This is a genomic window from Noviherbaspirillum sp., assembly GCF_035654295.1.
Lineage (GTDB): Bacteria > Pseudomonadota > Gammaproteobacteria > Burkholderiales > Burkholderiaceae_D > Noviherbaspirillum.
Genome location: NZ_DASRXF010000066.1, coordinates 1 through 24,731, shown reverse-complemented (window position 1 = coordinate 24,731; position 24,731 = coordinate 1). Strand labels below are relative to the sequence as shown.

Genomic DNA, 24,731 nt, shown 5'->3' with positions numbered 1-24,731 from the left:
CGCATGACGGCCAGTCCAAATGGCGGGCAGGCGACTAGTGCCGGTTCTGCTGATTCCTTCAAGAAAGCAAAGAGCTAGCGCCTGGATCATCTGACGTTATTTGGCAGAAAGGAGCAGGCAATGAGAGAGGAATATGAGAGCAACCAATCGCGCCTGGCATGGATGCTCGGCGGGTTGTCTCTGGGCGCGCTGGCGATGTACCTGGCCGATCCGGAGCGCGGCCCGCAACGCCGTGCGCAAGCCCGCGAAGCACTGCGGGGCGCGGTTGCCAGCACCGGCGGCATGCTCGATGTGGCAAGGCGCGACCTCGGCACCCGGGTGCAGGGATGGCGCACGCAGGCCGATACGGCCCTGGCCCGCGGCAGGGAGCAGATCGATGACCAAATGTTGAAGACACGGGTGCGCCAACAGATCGCGAGCGCCGTAACCCAGCCCGGCGCCATCAACATCGAAGCGCGCCAGGGCTGCGTCACGCTCAGCGGCACGGTGCCGAAACACGAACGGCATTACCTGCTGGACAGCGTGCGCCGTGTCGAAGGCGTGGTCCAGGTCGAGGATTTCCTGGATACCCAGGAGCAGTCAGACTATGCAGGACGGCAAAGTTACAGCAGCTACCAGCCGGAAGCCTCGCTTGATAGCCGCATGCCCTCGCTCGGCACGATCGCCATGCTGGCCGGCAGTGCGCTCGGGCTGTACCTGCTCACGCAGCGTACCTCCACCTTCGGCGGCGTGCAGGAGCCGATCGTGCTGAACAAGTCCATCTACGTCGAGGCGGCGCCGGAGCGGGTGTTCGAGCTGTGGAGCAACTACGAGAACTTCCCGCGCTTCATGTCCAACGTGCAGGAAGTGCGCGACCTCGGCGGCGACCGTTCGCACTGGGTGGTGAAGGGACCGGCGGGCTCCGTCGTGGAATGGGATGCGCGCCTGACCGATTCCCGCCGCGGCGAAGTGCTGGCCTGGCAGAGCGAAGCCGATGCGGATGTGCAGAACAGCGGGCAGGTGCGTTTCACCCCCGAGGGCAAAGGCACCCGGGTCAGCGTCTACATGTCGTACACGCCGCCTGGCGGCGGTCTCGGCCATGCGATCGCGTCGCTGTTCGCCTCCAACCCGAAGCAGGAAATGGACGAAGACCTTGCACGCATGAAGGCCTTCATCGAGACCGGCAAGATGCCCTCCGACGCCGCCCAGGCGTCCTCGACCTCGGCATCCACGCTGCATTGATCCATCGTTGTTGAGCCCAGGGCCTTCCGCGGCAATCGCGGAAGGCCTTGTTGATGCAGGTAAAGGCCGCGATTGGGCAGGATCAAGCCGCGCAAGCTGCGCATCCCTATCATGACCGGAGAGGACAAACGACCGGAGGAGCGGGTGGCGCTTGCAGACATCGACCAACAGGAATTGCAGGGAGTGCCGCTGCTTGCGCGCATGAAGATCGAGCGGCTGGTGGTATTCCGCGCCCTCCAGGTCGGCGACATGCTGTGCGCCGTGCCTGCCTTGCGCGCGCTGCGCGCGACGCTTCCGAAGGCTCGCATCACCTTGGCCGGGCTGCCGTGGGCGGCGCAGTTCGCCAGCCGCTACCGGAACTACATCGACGATTTCGCCGTCTTCCCCGGGCATCCCGCCTTTCCGGAGCAGCCCGCGCGCGAGGCGGAGCTGGAAGCGTTTTACGAGGACATGCGATCACGGCAATTCGACCTCGCGTTACAGCTGCACGGGAGCGGGCAGGTCAGCAATCGCATTGTCGGAGAGTTCGGCGCGAAGACGGTGGCGGGGTCGGTGGCGCCGGGAAGTGCCCTGGCGGACCAGGTGTCGTTCATGGAATATCCGGAAGAGGGCGCGGAGCCCCTGCGCCTGCTGAATTTGGTGGAGTTCCTCGGCGCAACCGCGGTCGGCGCGCACCTGGAATTTCCGCTGACCGACGAGGACGAGCGCGAATTGCAGGACAGCGGACTGGCCGCAGGACTTGAACCGGGGAGCTATATCTGCATTCATCCCGGCGCGCGCATCCGCGACAAGTGCTGGCCGCCGGCCCGTTTTGCGGAAGTGGCGGATGCGCTGGCCGACGAGTTCGGCGTGAAGGTGGTGCTCACAGGATCGGCGAAGGAGGCGGACCTGACTGCTGCGGTGGCCGAGCACATGCGCAACCCGGCGCGCGACACGGCATCGCCGCTCTCGATCGGGGCGATGGCGGCGTTGATGAGCCGCGCGCGGCTCCTTGTCTGCAACGATACCGGCGTCTCGCACATTGCCGCCGGCCTGCGCCTGCCCAGCGTGGTGGTGTTCAGCAAGGCCGACATGCAGCGCTGGGCGCCGCTCGACCAGGAACGACATCGGTGCATTTGGGATCCGGAGGGGCAGCGCGTGGCGCTGGCCTTGCAGCATGCGCGGTCGTTGATGAAGGAGGGGTGATCGGCGGGGGTGTGGCGGGTTTCGCTGCGTGCTGCCCACCCTACGGTTCTTTATGAAGATGGTGGGTTTCGCTGGCTCTACCCACCCTACGGTCCTTTATAAGGATGGTCGGTTTCGCTGCGTTCTGCCCACTCCACGGTCCTTTATGAAGATGGTGGGTTTCGCTGCGCTCTACCCACCCTACGGTCCTTTATAGAGAATTGTAGGGTGGGTAGAGCGAAGCGAAACCCACCATGCGCTCAAGAGGCCTTGTTCCCTTCAATCCGAAACAAATCGAGCGCCAGCCGGCTCGCTTCCTCCACCGTCACGCCATCGACGAAGCTGTTGTCGTGCGCACAGCGCGTCTTCAGGTTTTCCTCCCCGCACACCGGACAATGCACGCGCAGGGACATCGCGGCCCTGTGATGGTCCTGCCGCAGCGGCGCCGATTCCAGCACGTTGGTGAGCCAGTAAATGCCGACGGCAGGCGTGCCGATCGCAAGCGCCAGATGCAGCGGCCCGGTGTCGTTGGAAACAACCAGCGATGCGCGCTCCAGCACGCCGCACAATCCCGACAGTGTCAGCTGTCCGCACAGGTTGATGGCCGGCTGCCGCATGTGTTCGAGCACCGCAGCGACGACGCCGGCTTCTTCCTCACTGCCATTGATCGCGACCAGCGCACCTTCGCCCGCAAGAATATCGCCGAGCGCGGCAAAGCGTTCGGCCGGCCAGCGGCGTCGCGGATCGCTCGCGCCAGGCTGCAGCAGCACGAGCGGGCGGCCTTGCAGGGAGTCGAGCACCGCTGCCGCTTGGCATCGGTCGTCGTCGGTGACATGCAGCTCGCGGCCGAGTCGTACCGTGGCCGCGCCGGCCAGCGAAGCGACTTCCAGCATTTGCAGGCGCCGGTTCTGCAATTCCCCATAGGCGACCCAGCGGTCCAAGGGCGCGGCGTCAGCGGCTTTCATTCCAACCGTGAGACGCGCATTGAACTGCATGATGAAGGGGTTGGAATACGCTCCGCCGCCATAGATTTGCAACGCAATATCGAAGGCCTCCTCGCGCATCCGCTCCACGAAGCGTTGTGCGGGCAGAGGATCGATGTCGGCATCGGGCGCAGCCCCGAGCCCGCGGCATGGCGGCAGCACCACGACTTCATCCACCGGCCCCGGCCGGTCGGCGAGGAAGTCCGCATGCCACTGCCTGCCGATATAGGTGATGCGGGCATCGGGATAAGCGATGCGCAGCGCGTGCAGGCAGGGCAGCGCAAACACGAAGTCGCCGACGGCATTGGGGCGCAGCACGGCGATCTTGCGCACGCCGGGCAGAGGGGGATGTTCCATCATGCGGTGTCCGCCGTGGGGGAGATCGGCAGGACCTTGGGGGCGTCGATGTCGCGCGTGGTGACCGTGGTCGGCAATTCGAGGTGATAGGCGCCTGACGGGATCATGCCGCAGCCGCCGAAGCGTTCCATGACGCGCAGTTGCGCCAGCACGTCTTCGCCGCAGTGCGCCGACGGCAGTTCGCTCCAGAAATCGAAGCCGCCGGTCTCGCGCAGCTTGGCCGTATCGAACATCACGCAGCCGCCGATCCAGGCCACACGGTACAGGCGGGTCGTGGCGCGCGTGAGGCCCAGCCTGGCTTGCACATGGAACAGGTTGGCCGCGCTGTGCAGGTGATGCCGCGCCCAGGCGGGACTGTCGGGCGTCACGCGCTCGGGCTGCACCTTGCCGTCCCAGAACTCGATGTGCTGCTGGTGCGGCCGGATGTCGTCAAGGAAGCTCATGCCGTGCAGGGCGCTGCCCACAAAGCCGCATTGCTGCTCGACGATGATGGCGTGCATGCGTTCCAGCACGTCGTTCTCCAGCAGCACATCGTCATCCAGGAACAGGCAGTAGGGTGCGCTGGCGTGTGACAGCAGGAAGGCGCGCTGCTCGGCCATGCCGCGCCGTGGCAGGTGGCGCAGTGCGAGCACTTCGCGGCCGGTAGCCTGCATCTGGCGCATCACTGCCTGCACTTCCTCCTTGTCGAAGGCGGCGGCGCCATCCGATTGGTCGGAAATGACGACACGGAAGTCGGTGAAGGTCTGCGTCGACAGCGATGCCAGGGTCACCGCCAATGCGCAGGCGCGGTTGCAAGTGGGAATGAGGACGTCGACCGTCGCGCGCGTCATCATGTCGCCACGCCTCCCGCCACTGCCCGCTGGCGTGTGCCGTAGAGATAGGGATTGAGCGTGGGGTCGTTGTACATCTTGAACTGGCGGTACACCTTGAAATACGCGCGGCCCTCCTGCGCGTCGGCGAGCAGCTGATTGAAGCAGGCGCCGAGGTCCTGGCGCTGGATGATCAGGCGCTGCAGCTTCTCGCTGCACTTGGCGATGTGCTCGGGGCCGGCGTCGACGCGCTGCGTCTGCTCGCGCATGTGGAAGATCTTCAGGCTGAGGATGGACAGGCGGTCGATCATCGCGCCGGCGGTCTCGCTGTTGAGGCGTGCGCCGCTTTCCGGCTGGCAGTCTTCCAGCGCGGAGAGGATGGCTTCGTCGATCGCTTCGACGGCGTCGTTGCGTTTCTGGTTGTACTGGTCGATCAGGCGCTTGCACGCCGCGATCTCGCTCGGCCCGACGTCGGTGCGCCTGGCCTTGTCTTCTTCATTCCACAGCAGGGTGTTGTACCGATGGTTGGCTTCGATCCACAGCCACGCGCCCGGGCGCTCCGCCAGCGGCTGGGAGGATGGCCAGCCGGCAGTGGCGAGCATCTCGTCGTGGAACTGGGTGAGGGATGACGCGGTGAGGTCCTTGAGCATGGTGTCCCTTTCGATTCTTCAATCTTGTACGGCGAGGAAAGATCGAGAGACCGGGCTGCAAGAAGCGTGCTATCCCTTTTGCCGCGGCCTGCGGCGCGGCGTGCCATGGATTACATGGCAATTTGTACATGCGGCTGTAAAAAAGGCTCAGGCGACGACCACCACCTCCGCCGGGCCTTCCTTGCGAATCACATTGACGCCCACGTTGTTCGGATAGCGTTGCAGCAACAGATCGACGGTCGAGCCGGCAATCGACAGACCGCGCACTTCGACGCGTTCGAGGAAGGGCGGGAGCTGGGGATGCCGGAAGCGGATTTCCGGCTTGTGCGGATCGAAGGAGAGACCAAGGCAAGCCTGCAGCAGGGAAAATACCGTGGCCGCAGCCCACGCCTGCGGCGAACAGGCGACCGGATACAGTGTGGGGCCTTCGTCCGGCCGCTTCTCGAAGCCGCAGAAAAGTTCCGGCATGCGGCTCTGGTCCATGTACAGCGATGCGTCGCGCAGCGCGCTGAAGACTTGCATGGCTTTGTTGGTGAAGCCGTAGCGCGCCATTCCTTCGGCGATCAGTGCGTTGTCGTGCGGCCAGACCGATCCGTTGTGGTAGGCCATCGGGTTGTAGCGGGACGCGCTGGCCGGGATGGTGCGTATGCCCCAGCCGCAGAAGAATTCCTCGCTCAGCAGCTGGTCGGCGATGCGCGCCGCGTGCTCGGGCGTGGCGATGCCGGACCAGAGCGTATGGCCGGCATTGGAGGAGGGTACCGCGCATTGCCGCTTGCTGCCGTCCAGCGCGATGGCATAGGTGCCGATCTCTTCGCACCAGAAGCTGTCGTTGAACTTTTTCCTGAGTGTTTCCGCAGCGTTCTGCAGCCTGTTCGCCAGCGCGGTGTCGCCCAGCAGGTGCGCCAGTTCCGCCGCGCGTATCTTGGCTTCATAGACATAGCCCTGGACTTCGCACAGCGCGATGGGCGCTTCCGCCAGCCGGCCGTCGCTATGGAAGACGGAATCGTTCGAGTCCTTCCATCCTTGCTGCACCAGGCCGCTGTCGCTATAGCGCGCATACTCGACGAAGCCGTCGCCGTCGCGGTCGCCGTATTCGTCGATCCAGTTGAGCGCGCGGCGGATATTGCTCCAGATGCCGCGGATGAAATCGAGGTCGCCGGTGCGTTCGTAGTAGGCGCCGGCCAGGCCCACGAACAGCGGCGTGGCGTCGACCGTGCCGTAGTAGCGGCCGAAGGGGATTTCGTTCAATGCCGCCAGTTCGCCCTGACGCGCCTCGTGCAGGATCTTGCCCGGTTCGGCGTCGCGCGCCGGATCGAATTCGGTGGCCTGGGTTGCCGCCAGCATCGCCAGCACGCCCTTGGCCATGCCCGGGTCGATCCAGAGATATTCGCGCGCGGTCAGGATGCCATCGCGGCCGAAGGTGGTGGAATACCACGGCAGGCCGGCATAGGGGTAGTCCCCTTGATGGTTGTTCGTGGTCAGCATCACCAGGTCGGCCGTCGATCGGTCCACCCAGTTGTTGAACAGCGGGTCGGAGCTCACGATGCGGCAGCGGTTGCCCAGCCGATCGCTGACCGAGCGGTTCAGTTCGGTGAATGCGGCGAAGTAGTCCGTGCTGTTTTGGACCGCGTGGCCGCCGTGCTCGCAGCCTATCGTCGCGTAAATGTGTTCCTCGGCCTTGGGTTCGAGCGTGATGCGGTAATCGGCGCGCCCGGCGGCGATTCTTTCCGGCACCGGGTCGAAGGTGATGCGGGTGCGGCGGGAAAGCTTGTCCAGGCCTTGGTAGCCGAGCACGAATTCGCTCCTGGACACTTCCGGGTCCAGCATCCGGCCGCGGCGCTCGCGGCTGAAGCCGCGCACTTCGAAAATATCCTTGTAGTCGGCGCCGAATTCCAGGGAGAGCGTCACCTCGATCGGTTCCAGCCCGTAATTGACGACGCGGATATGTTCGTAGCAGGCATTGTTCCACAGCAGCTTGGCGCGGAAGATGTGCAGGTCGCCCTTGGCGATGCGGTTCTTGCCTTCGGGATGCAGGTCGGGATTCATCAGCTCGACGATGAACAAGCCGTTGTCGTCCTTCACCGTCGAGTTCAGGTACATCGGGCGCACGCCCTCGATCAGCAGCTCCTGGTGCGAGAGGAAGCAGGTGTCGCCGTGGTAAATGCCTTCTTCGCCCAGCCCCATCGGCTGGATGTCGCCGAAGCGGTCGAACATGGCGAACAGATCGTTGTGCTTGAGCACGCGCCGGCGCTCGTCCGCCGGTGAAGAAGTGGCGAGGATGTACCACTGCTCGCCCAACCGAATCTTTTCAACCATGGGATTCTCCGTTTGCGTTGATGTTTCCCGTGGATAGCGCGGGTGGAGGTTCAGCCTGGCTGCAGACAGCGATATGCCTCGAGGTAGCGGGCCGCCATGTGCGGGGCCGTAAACCTGCGTTCGAATGCCGCCCTGCAATTCCTGCGGCTGATGGAATCGATGCGCGATGCAGCGCGCACGGCTTCTTCCTGGTTCGAGACGACGAATCCCGTCACCCCGTCTTCGACGATCTCGGGAACGGAGCCGTGGCCGTAAGCGACGACCGGTGTGCCGCACGAAAACGCTTCGATCAGGACGAGGCCGAATGGTTCGGGCCAGTCGATGGGGAAGAGCAGTGCGCTGGCATTCTCCAGCAGCTCGCGCTTTTCCTGGCCGCCCACTTCGCCGACGTAGTTGACGAGAGGATGCCTGAGCAGTGGCTTGATGCGTTCCTTGAAGTAGGTTTCCTCGTTCTTGTTCAGCTTTGCGGCAATGTAGATCGGGCGGTTGCAACGGATCGCGATGTCGATTGCGCGATCCACGCGCTTTTCCGGTGACAGGCGTCCGACGAAGAGAAAGTAGGCGGCCGGATCCGGCTCGAAGGTGTAGAGGTCCTCCGGAATGCCGTGATGGACCGTCGCCAGCCAGTTGGCCCAGGGCAGGGGCCGGCGCTGGCTGTCCGAGATGGAAACCAGCCGCTGCGTGTGGAAGTGCCGGTACAGCGGCTCCAGGCAGGGCAGGTCCAGCCGGCCGTGCAGGGTAGTGAGATGCGGTCTGGAAAAAGCCCTGGCCGCCGGAAACTGCAGGAAATCGGTATGGAAATGGATGATGTCGAATTCATCCGACATCTGCGCCACCATGTCCATCTGGATCAGGTGGTAGGCCAGCCAGGACTGGTCAAGCACGCTTTCGCGCACGCTGTGCGCAACCGGGGAGACGAGCCGCGCCGAGGTCTGCGAATCGCCGGAGGCGAACAAGGTGACATCATGGCCTTGCCTGACGAGTTCTTCGGTCAGGTAGGAAACCACGCGCTCCGTGCCGCCATAGCCGCGCGGAGGGACAGTCTCGAACAGCGGGGACACCTGGGCGATCTTCATGGTCGTTGCACGCTCCATTCAGTGATCCGGCATCCGCGGCCATGCAACCGCGCTGGTGTCGTGGTTGTGCCTTCCCATGCGCTTGCGGGAAAAATCAACAGACTGCGGTGGAGAATAGAGATGTGCGCATGCACAATTGTTCCCGCTGATGCTTGCGCGGGAAGGATGGTGCCGCTGAGGGGACTGTGCCCCGCCGGACAGGCGGCGGGGCGGAAGGGACTAGCGCTTCAGGAGGAGTTACTGTTCGGCAAACGCGCGTTCGATCACGAAGTCGCCCGGGATCGAGGTGTTGCCTTCCTTGAAGCCACGCTGCTCCAGCATCTGCTTCAGGTCGCGCAGCATTGCGGGGCTGCCGCAGATCATCACGCGGTCGTGTGCCGGATCGAGCGGGGGCACCTGCAGGTCTTCGAAGATCTTGCCGCTTTCGATGAGGTTGGTCACACGGCCCATCGTCTTGTAGGCCTCGCGGGTCACGGTCGGATAGTAGCGCAGCTTGCTGGTGACCAGCTCGCCGAGGAATTCATGGTTGGGCAGATGCTCGACCAGCAGGTCGTGGTAAGCCAGTTCATCCACCTGGCGCACGCCGTGCACGAGGATGACCTGGTCGAACTTCTCGTAGGTCTCCGGATCGCGCACGATGCTCATGAAGGGCGCGAGGCCGGTGCCGGTGGACAGCAGGTACAGGCGCTTGCCCGGCAGGAGGTAATCGATCAGCAGGGTGCCGGTGGGCTTGCGGCCGACGATGACGGTGTCGCCGGGCTGGATGTGCTGCAGGCGGGAGGTCAGGGGGCCGTCGGGCACCTTGATGCTCAGGAATTCGAGGTGTTCTTCATAGTTCGCGCTGACGATGCTGTAGGCGCGCAGCAGCGGCTTGTTGTTCACGCGCAGGCCGATCATCGTGAAATGGCCATTGGAGAACCGCAGGGACGGATCGCGGGTGGTGGTGAAGGTAAAAAGCTTGTCGGTCCAGTGATGCACGCTCAGCACGCGCTCTTCGTTGAATGCACTCATGATTGATGACAGTAGGCGGAATGAAACTGGGGCTGCGGACGCGACGCGGACATTCCAGTCGCGTGAATGCGAAAACACGGGATTTTACCATTCTCCGGGGTCGAATACCCCTGCAAACTGCCCGATTTCCCCTGAAAAGCGCAGCGGAATGCGCGTTTTACGGCGCGGGCGCGGCGATAACGGCCTCCACGCCGCTGGTTTTCATGATTTTCGCCAGCGTGTCCGGCGGACGGACGTCCGTGAACAGTTTGTCAACCTGCGAGATGTGCCCCATGCGCACCAGGGCTTCGCGGCCGAACTTGTTGCCGTCGGCGACCAGCCACACTTCGCGCGACTGTTCGATGATGGTCTGCGCCACGCGCACCTCGCGCGGATCGAAATCGCGCAGGGTGCCGTCGGGCTCGATGCTGGAGATGCCGATGATCCCGATATCGACCTTGAACTGGCGGATGAAATCGCTGGTCGCCTCGCCGATGATCGCGCGGTCGCGCTTGCGTACCACGCCGCCGGCGAGGATGACTTCCGAGGACGGGTTGTCGCACAGGATGGTCGCGACGTTCAGGTTGTTCGTGATGACGTGCAGATTCTGGTGGTTGACGAGCGCGCGCGCCACTTCTTCCGTTGTCGTGCCGATGTTGATGAGCAGCGAGCAGCCCGGTTTGACCCGCTTGGCGACCTCCGCCGCAATACCGCGCTTGGCGTTCAGGTGCAGCGTCTGTCGCTGCATGTAGTCGATGTTTTCGACCGAGGAGGCGAGCCCTACGCCGCCGTGGTAGCGCGACAGCAGCTTGGCTTCTTCCATCGCCTTGATGTCGCGCCGCACGGTCTGCGGCGTGACGTCGAATTTCCGTGCCAGTTCCTCCACGGAAACGGTTTCATGCTGGCGGACAAAGTCGAGCAATTGCCGTTGCCGGGGATTGAGGGCCAAGATTTTCTCCGTGGAAATGAAATGAGGCGGATAGGGGGATTTTAGAACAACTGCTCTACAAGCTGCACTTTCTTGCCAGACGAAAAGTAGCTAGATTGCAATGACAAAAATGCCAGCCGTCAACGAAACGGCATCCACACCACAGCAAGGAGACAACATGCGCATCAAGACCCTGGCAGCCGCGGCTGCACTCTGGACGCTCTCGGCCCTCACCCCGGCACATGCCGCCGAAATCAAGATCGGTTCCGTATTCGGCCTCACCGGCCCCACGGCTTCCACGGCAGGCGAGGGCATGGCGATCGCAAACGGCTACCTCGACATGATCAATGCGAAGGGCGGCATCAACGGCAACACCCTCAAGCTCGCCGTCCGCGACGACCAGTATGACCCGCGGAAGACACCGGCGCTGGTGGAGGAACTGATCACCAAGGAAAACATCGTTGCCCTGGTCAACGGCCTGGGCACGGCCAATACCGCGGCCCTGATGAAGACCGGCGTGCTGACCCAGCACCGCGTGCCCATGATCGGTGTGTTCAGCGGTTCCGACATCATCCGCGGGCCGGGTTCGGAACAGATCTTCCATACGCGCGCCAGCTATACCGACGAAGTGATGAAGATTTCCCGCCTGGCCAGCACCCTGGGCCTCAAGCGCGTGGCGGTCCTGTTCCAGGAAGACGGTTTCGGCGCCAGCATCAACCAGGCCGTCTCCAAAGCCTCCGAGACTTACGGCTTCGAGATCGTGCAGAAGGTGCCGTACAAGCCGGGCGAGACCGACTTCACCCAGCATGCGAAGCAGATCACGGATGCCCGCCCGCAAGCCATCTTCCTGATGGGCGTGCCGGAAGCGGTGACGCGTTTCATGAAGGTCTACGACAAGTCGAAGTCGATGGCGCAAGTCTATGCACTGTCCTTCGTGCCGGCCAAGCAGCTCGCCGATGCTGCAGGCGAAATGCGGGTGCGCGGCGTCGGTATCAGCCAGGTCGTGCCCAATCCGTCCTCCACGACGCTGCCCCTGGCAAAGGAATTCCAGAGCTTCCTCAAGTCCCCGTACGGCAAGGGCGTCAGCTCCAATCCGCTGAACTTCGAAGTGTTCCTCAACCTGCGGCTTGCGGTCGAGGCGATCCGCATGGCCGGGCCCAAGCCGACGCCGGAGAAAGTGACGCACGCGCTGACCACCATGAACAGCTTCATGCTGGCCGGGTATCCGATCAACTTCAGCGAGACCAATCGTCGCGGTGCGCATTACCTTGATATCGCGGTGGTGGGGGCGAATGGAAGGTTGCACTACTGAGGACGGTGTAATTGGCGTGTTGACGGCTCCTTGTGCGGGAGCCGTTTTTTATTTGGGGGTGCTGCATGCGGTTCTTTAAGCGCATTGTGGGTTTCGCTGCGCTCTACCCACCCTACAGTCCTCTATAGAGAACACCGCGCATAAAGAACCGTAGGGTGGGTAGAGCGAAGCGAAACCCACCGCGCAACCTAGAAACCAAGCTCCCGCCACAACACCGAGAAGAAATTCCGCACAAACCGCAAGCCCGGCGCTTCCCATTTCCCCGCAACCACCACCGTCCCGCGCAGCGCCTGCGCGGGCGCCTCCTCGGACTCATCCGGCGCGAGAGCGAGCGTCACGCGATACACGCCATGCTCGGGATACCACGCCCCTTGCTTCTCACGCGCGGCGACGGAACCGCCATGCTGTGCCGCCCACATCCCGCTGGGCAGCGCCCGCGTCGCATCCTGGTCGATCCCCGTCACCACCAGCCTGCGGGGAGGGCTGTCGGCGCCGTCCGGATAGAAGCGCGCGGTATCGCCGACGGCAACCCGGTGCACGCTTTCTTCATCGAGATAGGTTTCCGCTTCGCTGCCGTCCTTGCCGACCAGCAGTGCGAGGCGTTCGTTCTTCCGCACCCAGACGCCGGCCGCGAGGTCGGGTTCGATATCGCGCAGCGTGCCGTCGAAGGGGGCCACGGGCTGATAGCGCGACGCTTCCTGTTCCAGCTCTTGCCATTCGGCTTCCGCCGTTGCCAATTCTTCGCGCGCCGAGCTGAGACGGGCGCGCTGCTCGGCGTCGAATGCGGCCACCGACGATACCTGCCAGCGCAAGCGTTCGATGCGCGCTTCCAGCGCTTGCCGCCGCTTGTCGTTTTCCTGTGCGCCCAGGCGGATCAGCAGCTCGCCGGCCTTGACCGCGGCGCCCTCGGCCAGCGGCAGGCCGGTGACCTGCGCGTGCACCGGTGCATGCACGGGAAACACGCGGCTCGCGTGCAGGCTGCCGCCCGCCTGGATGCGGGCCGGCCAGGGAATGACGAAGAGCAGGGCGAACAGCGCGAGCACGGCGGCGCTGCGGCGCGTACGCCGGCTGTTCCGGATCTGCGGCCACAGTTTGCGCCAGGCGGCGATCTCGCCGGCAAGGGGACGAAGGATGAACCACACGATTTCCACCGCGAAGAGAAAGATGCCGACTGCCTTGATGAAGAAGTGATACACCAGCAGCGCAATGGCCAGGAACAGGGACAGGCGGTACAGCCAGGTTCCCCAGGCGAACAGGATCAGGCCGGCGCGGCGCAGGCGCGGGAAATGCTCGGGCGGCGGCGCGCCGAGGGCGAACAGGCGCTCGCGCAGGTCCCAGCGCGCCAGCTCGAAAGCGCGCGCATGCAGGTTGGGCATGTCCAGCCAGTCGGAGAGCAGGAAGTAGCCGTCGAAACGCATGAAGGGGCTCAGGTTGATCGCTAGCGTCGCGATCCAGGTGGTGGTGGCGAGCGGGAAGACGACGGAGCGCAGCAGCCCGTCCGGCAGCAGCGCCCAGGCCAGTGTGGACCAGGCGGCGATCACCAGTTCGGTGGCCACGCCGGCGCCGGCCACCTGCAGGCGCTTGCGGTTGTCGCGCAAACGCCAGACGGCGTTGGTATCGGTATAGGGCACCGGCCACAGCACGAGGAAGGCCAGGCCCATCGCCGGCACCCGGCAGCCGTAGCGCTTGGCGGTCAAGGCGTGGCCCAGCTCGTGCGCGCATTTCACGACGGCCAGCGCGATGGCATAGGCAAGCAGCCCGCCCGGCGTGAAGGTGTCGGCAAGCGTGGTCGTGAAGCGCTCCCAGTCGCGGAACACCTGCACGCCGCCGATCACCAGCGCCAGCAGGGTGAGCCGGGCGAATCCGGCCGAGAACATCCAGCCGAAGGCCGGCGCGATGCGCGTGAGCCAGCGGTCGGGCTTGAGCAGCGGGATGCGGAAGAACAGGTAGTGATGCAGCAGCTGCTTGCTCCACGATCCCCGCGCCGCGGTGCGCTGGCGGGCCATGGCCTTGGCGGACGACCTGGGGTCGGGACGCAGCAACTGGTTGTCTGCGAGGAATTTCAGGACGCCGGAGACGTCGTCGGCATCCGGATGCAAGGTCGTCGACGAACGCACGGCGAGCGCGATGTCCTCGGCATTGCCGAAGGACCAGCGCTGCAGGATTTCAAAGCTCAGCCAGTCGATGCGGAAATACTGGTTGCGCACCGGGTCTTCGAGCACGTGGCTGGGCTCGCCGTTGGCCAGCACCGGGCCGGGATGCAGCGAGAGTTCCTCGCGCAGCGGGGGTAGGACGCCGCTTGCCATGCCTACCATCCGAGGAACTGGCGGATCGTCGCGAGCGGACGGCGCAGGACCCAGTACACCAGCGGAACGCGTGCGCCGGACAGCTTGGCCGTGCCGCGCAGGCCGACGCGCTGCCCGGTCTTTTCCGGCAGCGCGGCCCGCACCCGGTAGGCGTAATTGCCGTCGGGACGCTGCACCGGTTCATAGGAGACGTAGCGCACCTGCGCCGACACGGGCGACAGCGGTGCCGCACTGAGAAAGAGCTCGGCTTCGGCTCCCGCATCGAGTTGGATCGCGTCGCCGACGGCGAGCCAGGCTTCGACTTCCACGTCGTCCGGCGCCGCGATGCGCATGATGCGTTCACCGGTCGCCACCGGCCGGCCGATCCATTCGCTCGGATCGTCGAACAGGGCGATGCCATCGCGCGGCGCGGTCACGCGTGCGCGGTCGACCTGTCCGCGCAGGAACTCGGTTTCGGCGCGGCGCTCCTCGATCTTGCCCTGCAGGGTCGACAGCAGGTTCTTCGATTTGCCGTCGCTGAGCGCCTGTTGCAGCGCCTGCCGGTATTCCGCCTCGGCCGTCACCAGCGCCTGTTCCGCCACCGCGCGGCGGCTGGCGAGCTGGGCTTCGTCGAAATCGAACAGCGGCTGGTCCTTTTGCACGCGTGCGTTCGGCATGACGTGGAATTGCTCGATCACGCCATCGAGCGGGGAGCGGATGACAGCCGGATTGGCGGGCACCAGTTCGCCCGGTGCGAGCACCGTCAGGCGCACCGGGAACAGCAGCACCAGCAGGATCAGCGCCGACACGATCGTGCGGCGGCGTTTCCACCACGGCGCAGCGCTTTCCTGCCGGGCGGCGAAAGCGCGCCGGACGGCGGTACCCAGGCTCTCGATGTTCCAGCCATGCGGCGGACGCTTCGCATCATAGGCATGCTGAAGCACGTCGGCCCATTCCGTCAGCAGCGCGATTTCGTCGTCCAGCCAGGGAATGTCGCGCGCAAGGAGCAGGCCGCCGCGGGTGCCTTCCGCCTCGCGCGAGGCCGAGCTCAGCGGGAGCCACAGGCCGTAAGCCGGCAGCCAGTCCGCCCATTCCTCGCCGAGTGCGGCGTCGACCGTTGCGGCGTCGATCCGGCCTGCTTCGCCGAGGCCGGCGCAGATCCGCTCCAGCCACTGCACATAGGGCGCATTGGCTTCGATCTGCACGACGCCGGAGAGCGCGCATACCTTGCGGTGGGCGAACCACAAGGCCGCCTGGCGGTAGGGGGCCAGCGCATGCGTGGCGTTGACGGCCATGAAATCGAGTTCGACGGCGTCCTCGACGTGTCGGGCCTGGTGGGCCAGGTCGAGCAGGGTGATGACCCCGCCTGAACCCGGCTGCACAGCTGCATCCATTTACATCCCTTTTACATCACTTGGTCAGCCGCGCGGCGGCAAGTTTGCGCCGCGTGCCAACGTTGCCAGCCTGCCGTCGCGCGCCATGTGCGCGCCGCGCTGGCGCAGCTGGTCGGACAGGCCGGTTTTGCCGGCCGGTGCCTTTCCGCCATCCTTCTCAAGCACATCCTTGTTGCCGGCCACGCCGATGTTGACGCGGAACAGCGAAGTCGCTTCCCGGCCCTGCATGTCGCGCGCGATGACCTTGATGCGCAGTTCGCCGGTTACGCCCGCAGGGACTTCGCCCGCGAACTGGCCGGTCTGCGCATTGAACTGCACCCATGCCGGCAGCGGACGGCCATCCTGCAATGTTGCCGCCAGCCGCACCACTTCCTTGGGCTGGGTGTGCGCGAAGGCATCGGCAGGCACCGTCAGCGAAATGCGGGTGCCGCTTTCGGTGTACTGGTCGGGCACGCCGCGGAACACCACGAGCGCCGGTTCTTCCGCCTTGACCACCACCGTGCGGAAACCCTCGGAACGCGTGTACACATCGCTCAGGTCGCCCTGGCGCTGCACGACGATGTCGATCGGCGTGTCTGAAGATGTCGCGCCGCGGCCGCCTTCGACGCGCAGTGAATCGTTTCCGACGGTGCTGCCGGGGACAGCCGGGGCCTCCGTCGGCTTGGCCTCGATAACGACCGGCGGCGTGAAGGCCGGCGGTGCGACCTCGACCGGCGGCGGCAGCGGCGCGGGGGCCGGAACCGGTGCCGGGACCGGTGCAGGAACCGGAACGGGCTCTGGCGGCGGGACTGGTACCGGCACTGGCACCGGCACCGGCACCGGGGCAGGAGCCGGTTCGGGTGCGGGCGTCGGTACCGGGGCGGGTGTTGGTGCGGGTGTCGGCTCCGGTGTCGGCGTTGGCGTCGGTGTCGGTGTTGGTGTTGGCGTCGGTGTTGGCGTCGGCGTCGGAGCCGGAGCCGGAGCCGGAGCCGGTGCCGGTGCCGGTGCCGGTGCGGGCGGCGCCGTAATCGTCAACTCGTTCACCGTGACGTCGGACGCAGCATTGCCGGCCGCGTCCCTGATCGTCGCCAGGACTTCATACGCCTGCCCGCGGACGAGCGGGGTCAGCGAGCCGGAGGCCGGTTGGGCGCTTGCGAGGTCCAGGCTCCATGTGCCGTTTGCCGGGACCACGGTATAGGTCGCACCGTTCACGGTCACCGAGAGAGTTTCGCCGTTGCCGGTTGCGGCATTGCCGGTCAGGATTGGCGTGGTGCTGTCCGTGACGAGGTTGTTGACCGTCGGCGCGCCCGGTACGGCCGTGTCCAGCACGGCGTCCTGCGATGCCGTCGCTCCCTGGAGGTTGGCCACGGTATTGACCACCCGCGCCTTGATCGTCCAGTCGCCGCCATGTGCGTTCGGGTCGTTGATGGTCCAGTCCGTGCCGCTGGTGGTGGCGGTGCTCCAGTTGAGGCCGCCGTCGAAGGATACCTGCACGATCTCGTTGGCGCCCAGCGGTGCGCTGATGGTGCCGCCGACGGTGCGGTTCGCCGTGCCGTCCGACGTGACGAAATCGCTCTGCGAACTGCCGGTGTCCTTCGTCATCGACGTGATCGCCACCGTTTGCGCCGGCGCGCCGGGGTTGAGGACGGTGAGCGTGAACGTAACATCGCTGCTCAGTGCGCCGTCGCTGCCGGTGATCCTGATGCTGTAGTTGCCGCTGGCGCCGGACGCGGGCGTTCCGCTGAAGGTACGGGTGGCGCTGTCGAAGATCAGCCACGCGGGCAGGTTGTCGCCATTGGCGAGCTTCGCGCTGTAGCTGAGCGTGCTGCTGTCGATATCGGTGAAGGCGGGGACGCTGAACGGCGTCATCGCCGAGCCGACGGTGGCGGACTTGCCGCCGGCCGTCGAGGCGACCGGCGCATCGTTGGCACCGTTGATGCTGATCGTCAGCGTGGTGCTCGAGGTCTGGTTGGCCGCGTCGCGCACCTGGTAGCTGAAGGTGTCCTTGAGAACGTCGCCGGTGTTGAGGGCCTGCACGTCCGCATGGTTGTTGTTGACGGTGTAGGTGTAGCTGCCGTTCGCACCGATGACGAGGGTCCCGTAGGTTCCTTCGATCGAGGTGCCGTTGGCGGCCGAGGTGCTCGATGCCGCCACTGCCGCGGCACTGCCGTCCAGCGTGCCGCCGGCCTGCGCCTTGACCACGGTGATGCCGGTGCCGTTGTCATTGCCCATCACATTGCCGCTCGGGTCCGTGCCCGCGGTGGCGTTGTTCGCGCCGCCGGCTTCGTGCGCGGTTGCCGTGTCGGCAACGAGGACGGGTGCGCCGACCCGGTCATCGTCCAGGCCGATGGTACCGGTGTCCGGTGTCGTGCCCGTTACGGTTCCGGTGTGCTTGACGCCTGTGCCGTCGTCGATGATGGATACCGTTCCACTGTGACTGCCGCCGTTGCCGGTGGCGTACGTTGCCTTGACCTGGAAGGTCTCGCTGCCTTCGTACGGCGTGTCCTGTTCGGCGCTGATGTCGATGCGCACGAGGAGGGTGCCGCCGGCCGGGATGGTCGCGCTGCCGTTGTAATCGGTCCAGGCGCTGCCGGACCAGATCTTGATTGTCTGGTTCTGATTGATGTCGGCGAAGCCGCTTCCGCTGCCTTCTACAAGCTGCAGCGATACGGCGTAGCCCGCGGCGCCGGCGACGCTGACAACGGCATAGTCAGAGCCTTCATTGACGACAGGGCTGCTGACGGTGATGCCGCGGTCGTCGTCGAGGTTCGTGCTGCCCGTGTCCGGCGCGCCGTTCGTGACCGTGCCGGGATAGGTGACGCCGGTGCCGTCGTCCCTGATCGAGGCCGTGCCGGTCGCCGTGAGCGCGCTGCTGCCCGAGGTGCTGGTCGCCTTCAGCTGGAAGCTCTCGGCACCTTCGAACACCGTGTCTTTTTCCGCGGAGATATCGGCGCGCACGAGGACGGTGCCGCCGGCGGGGAAGGTGATGCCGTTCGTGTAATCGACCCAGTTGCTGCCGTCCCAGACTTGCAGTGTCTGCGTTTCGAGAATGTCGGCGTAACCGGCGCCGCTCTGTTCGATGAGCTGCAGCGATGCCGTCTGGCCGGGGGTGCCGGTGATCGTGAAGATGGCGTGGTCGGATGCCTCGTTGACGATCGGGCTGCTGACCGTCAGCACGCGATCGTCGTCCAGGCTGCTGGTCGATGCATTCGGCGTGCTGCTCACGACGGTGGTCACGTTGTTGGCGGTTTGCGTCACCGTGGTGACGGTGCCCGGGTACTTGGTGCCGGTGCCGTCGTCGATGATGTGCATCGTGCCCGTCGCGCTGCGGGTAGCGTCGCCGCTGGCGAAGGTGGCAGTGAGACGGAAGTCTTCGGCCCCTTCGTAGGCACCGTCGTGCTCGGCCGAAATGTTCACGCGCACGAGCAGCTTGCCGCCCGACTGGATGGCCGGCAGGTACTGGCTGTCGTAGTTTTCCCATTGCGTGCCGGTCCAGACTTGCAGGACTTGCGACGCGTCGATGTTGGCCTGGCCGGCGATCTTGCCGCTGTCGCTGTCGTTGTGCAGTGCCAGCGCAACCTGCTCGCCGGTATTGCCGGCCACCGTGAAGATGGCATAGGGCGAGGCTTCGTTGACAGTGGTGCCGCTAACCTCCAACGTACGGTCATCGTCGAGGCCGCTGCCGGAAGTGACTGGAGCGCCGCCGCTGATTGCACCGGTGTGGGTGATTCCCGTGCCGTCGTCCACGATGGTGGCAACGCCCAGCGCCGGGTCGCCGCCGCCGAGGTTGGTGGCGACGAGGCCGAATGTTTCGGCGCCTTCGTAGGCCGTGTCCTGCTTGACTTGCGCGCGCACCAGCAGGGTGGGTGCGGTCATCGTGACCGAGGTGCCGTTGTAATTCTGCCAGTTTGCACCGTCGTAATACTGGAGCGCAGTGCCGGTGTCCGTGCCGACGGCGGCGGTGCCGCCGGCGAGCGACAGGCCGACGATCTGGCCGGCGCTGCCCGTGACGGTAAAGACGGCGTAGGGAGAAGCCTCATTGACCGTGATGCTGTTGACGGCCAGGGCGCGGTCGTCGTCCAGGTACTGCGGATAGCCGCCATCGGTCGATACGTTCGGCGTGCCGGTGGTGTTGGCGTCGAGGAAGATGCTGCCGGTGCCGTCGTCCTTGATCGTGGAATTCGCGGCGGCGGCCGTGCCGTTCTTGTTGGCGGCGGTGAGACGGAAGGTTTCCGCACCTTCGTGGGTGCCGTCGTTGAGGACGGCAACGCGCACGAGCAGAGTGCCGTTGGAAGCGATGGAGACGAAGCCGCCGGTATAGGTCTGCCAGGCGGCGCCGTCGAAATACTCCATGCCCGGCGCGAAGTCGGTGCCGCTGTCTGCGTGCCCGGCGCCGCTTCCTGTCGTCGAAAGCGCGAGCGAGACTTTCTGACCGGCCGCGCCGCCCACCTTGAAGAAGGCGTAGGGCGAGGCTTCGTTGACAATGCTGCCCTGGACAGTCACCGGCCTGTCGTCGGGCGTGATGGTGATGCCAAGCGTGTCCACGTCCGACAGGCCCGCCGTATCGGTCGTCGTCACCGTCAGCGTGTCGGTGCCGGTGAACTCCGGGGCGCCCTCGTAACGCAAGGTGGCCAGCGCGGCGTTGAGCTGTGCCTTGGTGCCGTTGAGCGTGATGGTCGACGTTCCGTTGTCGCCGCCGGTCTTGCTTGCACCGTTCAGGTTGTCGATGGTAACCGTGCCGTTCACGACCGTCAGCCGGACGGTCAGGCTGGCGTCGTCCGCATCAGCCACGGTGATGCCGGTAAGCGCGAGCGGATTGCCTTCGGCAACGGTGGGCGAACTCGACGGCAAGGCGTTGACCGGCGCATCGTTGGCGCCGTGGATGGTCACGGTCAGCGTCGCTGTCGATGTGCCGCCATTGCCGTCGCTGACGGTGTAGGTGAAGGTGTCGGTCAGCATGCCGCCCGGGCCGAGTGCTTCGACATCCGCGTGGCCGTTGCTAAGGTTATAGGTGTAGCTGCCGTCGGCATTGAGGACGAGCGAGCCGTAACTTCCCGCCGTCGTGCCGCCCACGGTGCCGCCAGTGATGGCCGAGACGGAAAGGCTGTTGCCTTCGACGTCGGTATCGTTGGACAGCACCTTGCCGCTCGGATTGAAGCCGGCGCTGGCATTGGCAACGCCGCCTGCCTCGATGGCGGAAGCGGTGTCGTTCACGCCTGCCGGCGCGTCGTTCGCGCCGTTGATGGTGACCGTGATGCTGGCGACGCTCTGCTTGCCGGACGCGTTCTGCACTCGGTAGAAGAAGGTCTCGGTGAGGCTTTGGCCGTTCGCGAGGGCATTCACATTCGCATTTGTGTTGTCGAGCGAATAGCTGTAGCTGCCGTCGGCGCTGATCGTCAGGCTGCCGTACAGGCCGGAGATGCCGGTGTTGGTGGTCACCGCCGTTTCGCTGCCCGCGCCGGAGAGCCATGCGTTAACGATGTTGAGCGGCGCAGTGCCGTCGGGCGTGGTATCGGCCACATCGCCGCTTTCCGCGCCGGCTGCACCGAGGGCATTGCCGTTGATCACGGAAGGGGCGGCACTGTTGGCGGCTTCCGTCACGCTGCGGGTATCGGCTTTCGCGCTCGGGTCGAGGTTGACGGAACCGAGCACGGTGATCGTCAGCGTCGCGGTGCTTTGCGCGCCGGCGGCGTCAACGATGCTGTAGGTAAACGTTTCATTGGCGCTGGAGCCGACGGGGATGCTGATCAAGTCAGTGTACGGCGTGTAGGTGTAGGCTCCGGAGCTTTGCAGCGCCAGGGTGCCGTACTGGCCGTGGAAGGTGCCCGCAGTCTGTGTCAGGGTGAAGGTGAGCTGTGTCGATGACGACAGCAGGACGGCATTGCTCAGGGTGATCTTCGAGTTTGCTGTATCGACGCCGGCAACCGTCGTGCCATCCGGAATGCCGGTGCCGCTCACGGTCATGCCAGTCTGGATCTTGGACATGCCCGATGAAATGGCTAGGGTGCTGCTGGCCGACTGGCCGACGACTGCCGTGGTGGTGTCGTGCGCGCCGTTCGGCTCGACGTCGCCGTTCGGCTTTGTCGCTTTGAAGGTGAGGGTATCGCCATTGTTGACGGTCACATTCCCCGTATTGCTGCTGTACAGCGTTACTTCCCTGGTCGTCGCGTTGACGCTCTTGACATAGAAAGCTGTCTCGACGTTGTTGATGTAGAGACGGTCGCCCTTTTCGGAGCCGTTGGTGCCCATGTTTTCCGCGACGATACCGGAAACCGATGCGACGGTGATTACGGTACCGGTGTAGCTCGTCCCCGAGCTCGTCATCCCTTGCCCGGTGAAGGTGGAGGTGAAACCGGTGAAGGTCTTGGTCTCGCCGTTGCCATCCACGTCCGTATCGTTGGCAAGCACATTGCCGCTGGCATTCACGCCCGGATCGTAACCGCCGGACAGGTGCACCTTGGCGGTATTGGTGTCGTTGACCGCGCCCGGATTGTCGTTCGCGCCCTGGATCGTTACCGTCAGCGTGGCCGAGGACGACAGGCCGCCGGCGTCGCGCACCGTGTAGCTGAAGGTCTCGGCCAAGGTGTTCGACGACGACCGCAGTGCCTGCACAGTTGCATTGCCGTTGTCGACCGCGTAGCTGTAGGTGCCGTCGGCGCTGATCGTCAGCGTGCCGTACAGACCGGTGATCGTCGTGTTCGTTGCGACGTTCGTGCTGGCTTGTGCGGCGCTCGAAGCCGCTGCAACCGTCCTGGTGTCGCCGCTGTCGACGTCGGTGTCGTTGTCGAGCACATTGCCGGCGGGGTTCTCGCCAGCGGTGCCATTGTTCGTGCCGCCGGCTTCCTTGGCCGTCGCCGCATCCGCCACGCCGACGGGTGCGTCGTTCTGCGCCGTCACGTTGAAGGTGATCGTCCTCGCCGTCGGGTCGGTATCGTTACCGCCGTTCGCGGTGCCCCCGTTGTCACGCACGTGGAAGCTGAACGCGGCGTAGGAGGTGCCGCTGGCATTCGCCGCGGGGGTGTAGACCAGCTTTGCAATGTCGGCGGCCGCGATCTCCTGATTCAGTGTCACCGTGACACCGTTCAGTTTCAGCGTGCCGGCGGCGGGCAGGCTGGCGATCCTGACAGACAGCAGGGCGTTGGCCGGGTTGTCGTTCGCGTCGCTGAAGCCGAAATCCGATGCGGCGAAGGTGTAGCTGTAATCTTCGAGCAGCGTGATGGTCTTGTCCGCGCCGGAGGGCGCATCGTTGACCGGCGTGATGGTGATCGTCAGCCTGCCGGAGGACGTGGCCTGGCCGTCAGACACGGTGTAGGTGATGACTGGAACCGGCCCGGTGTAGCCGGACTCCGGTGTGAAGGTATAGCTGCCGTCGCCGTTCACGCGCAGCGTGCCGACGCCTGCGATCGCATTGTCCTGGTTGAGCACGCCTGCCGCCGAGCCGATTTTGAAGCCGGCGACAGACAGGGCGTCGAGGTTCGCGTCGGTATCGTTGGCAAGCACATTGCCGCTGATGCTGCCGCCCTCCGACACGGATACCGCGTCGTTCACGGCGACCGGCGCGCTGTTCGGCACGATCAGCTTGTTGATCGCGGTGTCGACCGGGTCGGAGCTGGTGCGGTAGGTGCCGCCGGCGCTGAACTTCGACGGGTCGAGGACCAGCAGGTAGGTGGTCTCCGCCGCATCAGTGGCGGCGTCGCCGATGAGCGTGGTGTTGCCCCAGGCGTAGAAGAACAAACCCTGCACCGTGCCGTTGGTCTTGAACAGGCGGCTGATTACGCCGTCGACACTCTTGATTTGCCCGCTGCCGTCCACGTAGGACAGCGTGCCGGCAACATTGTTGCCGGAAAAGTAGGGCGCGGACGGGTCGGCAGAAGTGAACTTGAAGCGCGAGCCGACCACGGTGGTGACGTTGGCAATCTGGTTGGCTTCCTGGCTCCAGGAACTCGGCGTGCCCTTGTAGACACCGGCAAAGGTGAACGACGCCTCTTCGACCTCGTAGGCCTGCCCGTCGACAAAGATGGTGGAACGGTCATCCTCGGCCGCGATGCGCAGCCGGTCGCCTTCGCCCAGGTCGAAGCGCATGACCGCTGCCGCAAAGGTTTCGCCCTCGTCGCCGCGCGTGTCGCGGCCGGCGTTGAGCGCTGCATCGATGCCATGCCCGAATTCCTCGACCAGCACGCGGGTAAGGGCGGCGGGTGCCGGGTTCGACGCCAGCCAGTCGCGGTTGACGAAGATCGTCGCCCGACCGCCGGGGCCGTTCGCGGAAAAGGCGGCGAAGCCGCCGCCGATCTCGCTGCCGCCGATCTCGACGACTTGTACCGCGTTGCGTCCTTCAAGGATGTCCTGGCGCAGCGCGCGTGCCGTTTCCAGCCATTCCTGCGAAGGCGTGTCGGCGCCGCCGTTGAACAGTTTGAACAGCGCGGCGTCGTCCGGATTGGCTGCCAGGTAGTCGCGGATGTGCTGCGCCGCGGCGGATGCGGCATCGTTGAGTGCGCCGCTGGAGGCGGGCACGGCGAACAGGTCAGGGGAGGAGGCGCGATCGCGGGGCGCGGCCGGAGCTTCAAGCGCCGGCGCTTCCGCCGCGGGTTTGGCCGGCGGTTCGGCGCGTGCGGCTTCCCGCACCACGGCATCGGCTGCCTGGCGCGCGGCGAGTGCCGCATCGACGCCCGCACCGTCGAACATGATGCGCGCTTCCAGGGCCAGGGGCTTCGGTTTCGCGGTGACGAGCCTGCTGCGATTCTTGTGCGTTGTTTTCATGCTCTTGCTCCTCGGCGGAAGTGCTTAGTTTTGTCCCGTGGGTGCTGCGACCGTGACCTTGCCGCTCATGCCTGCCATCAGTTCGCGGAAGTTGCCGTCGATTGCCGCGACGGTCTTGACCGACTGGCTGACCGGGTCGACGCGCGCACCGAGGCGCAGCACCTTGGCCGGGTATGACTTGCCGGTCTCGTCGATCCGCACCTGGAACGCGTAGCCGGGCTTGAGCCAGGCGAGCCAGTGCGAAGGCACGATGAATTCCAGTTCGAGCACGCTGTCGTCGATGATGTCGAGCAGCGGCTGGCCGGGCTGTACATATTGCTGCTCGCGCACGCGCTGCTCGGCGACGCGGCCGGCGAAGGGCGCGGCGACCTGGCATTTCTCCAGCGATACCGTCATCAGCGACACTTCCGCCCGCGCCTTGGAGACTTCGGATTCGGAGACATCCAGTTCCACCTTGCCGATGGAATTGAGTTCGTTGAGCCGCTTGTTGGCGACGAAGGTGCGTTCCGC

Annotated in this window: 14 protein-coding genes; 3 read left to right on the top strand and 11 right to left on the bottom strand. The window is 65.2% G+C overall.

Annotated elements, in window-relative coordinates; all coding sequences use genetic code 11:
• Positions 1 to 120 precede the first annotated feature (120 nt).
• Together VFF99_RS07565 and VFF99_RS07560 are read left to right on the top strand one after the other, a co-directional pair.
• The gene (locus tag VFF99_RS07565) at positions 121 to 1,221 is read left to right on the top strand and encodes an SRPBCC family protein (RefSeq protein ID WP_325016515.1); all 1,101 of its coding nucleotides are present in this window, start codon (positions 121 to 123) and stop codon (positions 1,219 to 1,221) included.
• A gap of 111 nt (positions 1,222 to 1,332) precedes the next feature.
• Entirely contained in the window at positions 1,333 to 2,406 is a 1,074-nt protein-coding gene (locus VFF99_RS07560) for a glycosyltransferase family 9 protein (protein WP_325016514.1), read from the top strand.
• A 239-nt stretch (positions 2,407 to 2,645) separates the two neighbouring features.
• Here the strand turns inward: VFF99_RS07560 and VFF99_RS07555 are convergent, their stop codons facing one another.
• From VFF99_RS07555 to VFF99_RS07525, 7 genes are all read right to left on the bottom strand, one after another.
• Positions 2,646 to 3,728: a glycosyltransferase family 9 protein gene (locus VFF99_RS07555; protein WP_325016512.1), complete on the bottom strand. Its 1,083-nt coding sequence runs from the start codon at positions 3,726 to 3,728 to the stop codon at positions 2,646 to 2,648.
• Positions 3,725 to 4,558, bottom strand: a complete 834-nt coding sequence (locus VFF99_RS07550) for a glycosyltransferase family A protein (RefSeq protein WP_325016510.1) — start codon at positions 4,556 to 4,558, stop codon at positions 3,725 to 3,727. Before VFF99_RS07550 ends, VFF99_RS07555 begins: the two co-directional genes overlap by 4 nt.
• Positions 4,555 to 5,184: a DUF4254 domain-containing protein gene (locus VFF99_RS07545; RefSeq protein ID WP_325016508.1), complete on the bottom strand. Its 630-nt coding sequence runs from the start codon at positions 5,182 to 5,184 to the stop codon at positions 4,555 to 4,557. Before VFF99_RS07545 ends, VFF99_RS07550 begins: the two co-directional genes overlap by 4 nt.
• Before the next feature lie 147 nt (positions 5,185 to 5,331).
• Complete coding sequence (locus tag VFF99_RS07540; RefSeq protein WP_325016506.1) at positions 5,332 to 7,500, bottom strand: amylo-alpha-1,6-glucosidase; 2,169 nt, start codon at positions 7,498 to 7,500, stop codon at positions 5,332 to 5,334.
• A 50-nt stretch (positions 7,501 to 7,550) separates the two neighbouring features.
• Complete coding sequence (locus VFF99_RS07535; protein WP_325016504.1) at positions 7,551 to 8,594, bottom strand: glycosyltransferase family 4 protein; 1,044 nt, start codon at positions 8,592 to 8,594, stop codon at positions 7,551 to 7,553.
• A 219-nt stretch (positions 8,595 to 8,813) separates the two neighbouring features.
• Positions 8,814 to 9,587: a ferredoxin--NADP reductase gene (locus VFF99_RS07530; protein ID WP_325016502.1), complete on the bottom strand. Its 774-nt coding sequence runs from the start codon at positions 9,585 to 9,587 to the stop codon at positions 8,814 to 8,816.
• 157 nt (positions 9,588 to 9,744) lie between these two features.
• Positions 9,745 to 10,515 carry a DeoR/GlpR family DNA-binding transcription regulator gene (locus tag VFF99_RS07525; protein WP_325016500.1) on the bottom strand — a complete coding sequence of 257 codons (771 nt, stop codon included), beginning with the start codon at positions 10,513 to 10,515 and terminating at the stop codon, positions 9,745 to 9,747.
• Positions 10,516 to 10,672: 157 nt separating this feature from the next.
• Between VFF99_RS07525 and VFF99_RS07520 the strand changes: the two genes are divergently transcribed.
• A complete protein-coding gene (locus tag VFF99_RS07520) occupies positions 10,673 to 11,806 on the top strand; it encodes an ABC transporter substrate-binding protein (RefSeq protein ID WP_325016498.1) in 1,134 nt (377 codons plus the stop codon).
• 188 nt (positions 11,807 to 11,994) lie between these two features.
• Here the strand turns inward: VFF99_RS07520 and VFF99_RS07515 are convergent, their stop codons facing one another.
• From VFF99_RS07515 to VFF99_RS07500, 4 genes are all read right to left on the bottom strand, one after another.
• Positions 11,995 to 14,112: an HlyD family efflux transporter periplasmic adaptor subunit gene (locus tag VFF99_RS07515; protein ID WP_325016496.1), complete on the bottom strand. Its 2,118-nt coding sequence runs from the start codon at positions 14,110 to 14,112 to the stop codon at positions 11,995 to 11,997.
• 2 nt (positions 14,113 to 14,114) lie between these two features.
• Positions 14,115 to 15,485 carry an efflux RND transporter periplasmic adaptor subunit gene (locus VFF99_RS07510; protein ID WP_325016494.1) on the bottom strand — a complete coding sequence of 457 codons (1,371 nt, stop codon included), beginning with the start codon at positions 15,483 to 15,485 and terminating at the stop codon, positions 14,115 to 14,117.
• Between the two features lie 24 nt (positions 15,486 to 15,509).
• Entirely contained in the window at positions 15,510 to 24,221 is an 8,712-nt protein-coding gene (locus tag VFF99_RS07505; protein WP_325016492.1) for a VCBS domain-containing protein, read from the bottom strand.
• 24 nt (positions 24,222 to 24,245) lie between these two features.
• Positions 24,246 to 24,731: efflux RND transporter periplasmic adaptor subunit (locus VFF99_RS07500; protein ID WP_325016489.1), on the bottom strand; the 486-nt coding region annotated here is incomplete at its 5' end.

Excerpts from the sequence above, each read along its gene's own strand:
- VFF99_RS07540 (WP_325016506.1), bottom strand. The coding sequence starts at position 7,500 with ATGGTTGAAAAGATTCGGTTGGGCGAGCAGTGGTACATCCTCGCCACT.
- VFF99_RS07545 (WP_325016508.1), bottom strand. The coding sequence starts at position 5,184 with ATGCTCAAGGACCTCACCGCGTCATCCCTCACCCAGTTCCACGACGAG.
- VFF99_RS07565 (WP_325016515.1), top strand. The coding sequence starts at position 121 with ATGAGAGAGGAATATGAGAGCAACCAATCGCGCCTGGCATGGATGCTC.
- VFF99_RS07555 (WP_325016512.1), bottom strand. The coding sequence starts at position 3,728 with ATGATGGAACATCCCCCTCTGCCCGGCGTGCGCAAGATCGCCGTGCTG.
- VFF99_RS07505 (WP_325016492.1), bottom strand. The coding sequence starts at position 24,221 with ATGAAAACAACGCACAAGAATCGCAGCAGGCTCGTCACCGCGAAACCG.
- VFF99_RS07560 (WP_325016514.1), top strand. The coding sequence starts at position 1,333 with ATGACCGGAGAGGACAAACGACCGGAGGAGCGGGTGGCGCTTGCAGAC.
- VFF99_RS07530 (WP_325016502.1), bottom strand. The coding sequence starts at position 9,587 with ATGAGTGCATTCAACGAAGAGCGCGTGCTGAGCGTGCATCACTGGACC.
- VFF99_RS07515 (WP_325016496.1), bottom strand. The coding sequence starts at position 14,112 with ATGGCAAGCGGCGTCCTACCCCCGCTGCGCGAGGAACTCTCGCTGCAT.
- VFF99_RS07520 (WP_325016498.1), top strand. The coding sequence starts at position 10,673 with ATGCGCATCAAGACCCTGGCAGCCGCGGCTGCACTCTGGACGCTCTCG.
- VFF99_RS07510 (WP_325016494.1), bottom strand. The coding sequence starts at position 15,485 with ATGGATGCAGCTGTGCAGCCGGGTTCAGGCGGGGTCATCACCCTGCTC.
- VFF99_RS07535 (WP_325016504.1), bottom strand. The coding sequence starts at position 8,594 with ATGGAGCGTGCAACGACCATGAAGATCGCCCAGGTGTCCCCGCTGTTC.
- VFF99_RS07550 (WP_325016510.1), bottom strand. The coding sequence starts at position 4,558 with ATGATGACGCGCGCGACGGTCGACGTCCTCATTCCCACTTGCAACCGC.